At 34.2% G+C, this 2,979-nt stretch carries 5 protein-coding genes; 1 reads left to right on the top strand and 4 read right to left on the bottom strand.

The annotated features are described in order from the left end of the window. Positions 1 to 336: tyrosine-type recombinase/integrase (locus tag ACIFOT_RS27715; protein ID WP_430070782.1), on the top strand; the 336-nt coding region annotated here is incomplete at its 5' end. A gap of 90 nt (positions 337 to 426) precedes the next feature. Here the strand turns inward: ACIFOT_RS27715 and ACIFOT_RS27720 are convergent. The 4 genes from ACIFOT_RS27720 to ACIFOT_RS27735 form a co-directional block, all read right to left on the bottom strand. Beyond that, entirely contained in the window at positions 427 to 939 is a 513-nt protein-coding gene (locus ACIFOT_RS27720) for a hypothetical protein (protein WP_430070785.1), read from the bottom strand. Between the two features lie 710 nt (positions 940 to 1,649). Continuing rightward, positions 1,650 to 2,168: an SRPBCC domain-containing protein gene (locus ACIFOT_RS27725; RefSeq protein ID WP_430070788.1), complete on the bottom strand. Its 519-nt coding sequence runs from the start codon at positions 2,166 to 2,168 to the stop codon at positions 1,650 to 1,652. 197 nt (positions 2,169 to 2,365) lie between these two features. Further along, positions 2,366 to 2,548 (bottom strand): GrpB family protein, encoded by a 183-nt coding sequence (locus tag ACIFOT_RS27730; RefSeq protein ID WP_430070790.1) that lies wholly within the window; start codon positions 2,546 to 2,548, stop codon positions 2,366 to 2,368. Between the two features lie 64 nt (positions 2,549 to 2,612). Further along, positions 2,613 to 2,900, bottom strand: a complete 288-nt coding sequence (locus ACIFOT_RS27735) for a colicin immunity domain-containing protein (protein ID WP_430070793.1) — start codon at positions 2,898 to 2,900, stop codon at positions 2,613 to 2,615. Between the last annotated feature and the right edge of the window lie 79 nt (positions 2,901 to 2,979).

A 2,979-nucleotide genomic window follows, 5' to 3' on the forward strand; every position in this document is an offset into this window, starting at 1 on the left:
GTGTATTTTAACATCCGCTGTGAAATTTGGCTTAAACGATACCTTGATCAACGCCAGGATGGCGATGCAGCCATTTTTGTTACAGAACGGTATCCTCATCGAATGAGCATTGCCCAGATGAGATATATCATCAAACGAATATCGAATCGGGCACGGATCAATAAATCGATTCATCCGCACCAACTAAGGCACAGTTGTACCACTCATATGTTAAATAATGGTGCACCTCTTGAAGTTATCCAGAGCTTATTAGGTCATGAGAAAAGTGAGACAACAAGTATATACGCACAGTTAAGTGGGAGTTTAAGGCGAGAGCTTTATTGCAAGTATTTTTAAATTGAACTCAAAAAGCAATGCATTAAAAAGCATTGCTCTTCTTTAATTCTCGCACCCCGTTAGTTGAAGATCAATTATAATACGAATCCCTTATTGAAAGTCATCAGGTGCCCAAATAGCAATACCGTCTCCAGGAGTTGAAACTATCAGCCATTGTTCGCCACCATATACAGCACCATCTCCAACTTGCCAACATTCATACATATCATGGTGACCGTTTACAAACATAGTTAAACCAGATTGAAAAACCATAATAAGATGTGGTACGGTTTCACCTAATTTAACGTCTACAACTTTGTTCCTTCTTAGTTTAAAGACTAAATTGTATTCCTCCTCTTCAGTTAAATCCTCCATTTCATCTTCCGAGTTAGGAAAATCTTTAATTTCAGTAGGAAAAACAGTCCATTTTGTCCCAATGCTAAGCCAAAGATCAACTGGTTCTTGATTAGGTGTATAATGCAAAAAACGAATCAGAATTGAACCTGGTCCAACACCGAATTTAACTCCATCTAATTGACTTCCAACAAATAAATGTTTAAGTGCCCTTTCGGAAAATTCCCTTTGTTCGACATCCAAATATATCACTTCTTTCTTAACCAACATTTCTTTCTCTATTATTCAATACTCCTGAAACCATTTCCTTCTTTCACTAAACTGCTTACGTTAGTGCAACAAGAAAAAAGGGATCGCCGCAGCCATCCCATTCTTTAACTCTTGCAACCGTTAGTTGAATAAATACCCCCAAAATTAGAGTAATTTCCTATCATTAGCTATGGCACTTTCAAACAGTTCTTTATAATGATTTACACCAAGTTTTTTTTCAAGAAAGTTTATTTGCCTCCAAAATTCAGCTTCATTTATTCCTTCAAAATCTTTTGTCAGAAAGTACGCTAGATTGTGAAATACCTGGGCAATATGGAAAGCCTCTTCATGAGTGCTATTATTTTTTATATCTAAAAATGCTTGATATATCAAAACTTTATAGCGTACTTTTTTTTATTTTCCATTCTACACCTCCAGTATGATATGAAATATTTCAATTTTTTTGTTCAACTAATGCATGCTTTAATTGCTTAAGAAAGGCTATATATTAGGCGAAATTTACTCATTCTATTCATTATCAGATTGTGGTCAAACAAAAATGCTTTGCCCCTTTTTTTCTCCATAATCTCACATTTTTACCCAAGGATAAGTATTTTCTGGTAATAAGAAAGAACGCTCTTTAAAAATAAAGATAATAGACCGCCATCTCCTAATGAGTGACGGTCTTACTAAGTCTCATTTCTGTTAGAAATAATATTGTATTCTAGTTCTTAAGATCGTTTTTGTTTTGCTGCAGCTTTTGCTAGTCCATCAATCCATTCTTGGTGACCGTTAATCAATGGGTTTGGCTTTGTTTCCGCCAGCTTTTTAGCTATTTTTCCATTTTGTGTTTCTTGAGTAAGAATACGTATACGTCCTTCAGGTAGGTCTTCTAACAGCCAAGCATGGTGAACATGTAACGCATCATCTTCTGTTAAGCCTTCCTCCCAACCATGCCAAGCTAATCGTGCGGGTTTGTCATTAGTAGGTGGCTCATACTCCACTACCTCAGCCTCAAAAGGGAAGCCGAAAGTATTGAATCGGAAGTGAGCACTTTGGCTTAATTCAGGTCCCGTAACGTTGTAGAATCTAATCGTGTCAACATTACTGTAGTATAACTCCCATTTTGAAGTATCATTAAGGTAATCCCAAACCTCTGCAGCTGATAGATTAGCTACGATGATTTCGTTGGAAGCAAAGTTATCAGTCATTCCTGGTAGGTATCCTTTAGGCCAAATAATTTCATTCATTATTAACACCCTTTCATTTTATCTAAATTTAGTTTGTTTTTGTTACTTGAATGTTATCAGGTAAGATTGTTCAAACAAACATATTTTCAATCAAATTTTTTTGATTTTTAATAAAGTTTCATAACTTTTTAATGGTTCCATACATTTAATTACATCATTTTTTGGTGAATTTACGATTGTAAATACCTTAAAAGTTTTCATTCGTTCAGCTCGAAATGGGAGTAAATTGGTTTTGATCCTAAATTCTCAATAGCAGTACTACCAATATGCTCAATTTGTATTAATTTTTCACCTAAAACATTTCTTATTTTTATTTCTTCTTGTTTAAATTCCAATGCCCATTGCTTCGAGTGATTTTCAATAGCTACTTTTCCATCCATTTGGTTCTCTTCAAATATTCTAGGTCTCTTTTTCAACTAATGCACCCAATTAGTTGAATAAAATTTAAGAGTTATTCAATAAACTATTTAATTTATCCAATGCTTCACTCACTTCTTTTCTTAGTTGTTGTTCGGATATTTCAAAAGCAGTTTCTTGTCCAGGAAGACATTCGTGCCAATAACAATCTACTGCTTCAAAAACTAAAACTCCGTTTAAGATTTCGAATAGCGTGTTATCCATTCTTTCCGTCTCATTTTTAAATGTTTTGAGATACTCACGTTCAAAATCCTCAACAGTAATTACTTGATCTATAAAATCTTTCATTAACTTTTTATACTTATAAGCAAACATTTCTTTACCTCTTTTATGGATTTACTTTCAATCCATTCTAATGATATTCCTTCTTCAAGTAGTTGAGTAGAAGAGAACC

This window comes from Neobacillus sp. NRS-1170, from assembly GCF_050468025.1.

Coding starts and splice junctions, on each gene's coding strand:
- ACIFOT_RS27720 (WP_430070785.1), bottom strand. CDS start 939: ATGTTGGTTAAGAAAGAAGTGATATATTTGGATGTCGAACAAAGGGAA.
- ACIFOT_RS27735 (WP_430070793.1), bottom strand. CDS start 2,900: ATGTTTGCTTATAAGTATAAAAAGTTAATGAAAGATTTTATAGATCAA.
- ACIFOT_RS27725 (WP_430070788.1), bottom strand. CDS start 2,168: ATGAATGAAATTATTTGGCCTAAAGGATACCTACCAGGAATGACTGAT.
- ACIFOT_RS27730 (WP_430070790.1), bottom strand. CDS start 2,548: ATGGATGGAAAAGTAGCTATTGAAAATCACTCGAAGCAATGGGCATTG.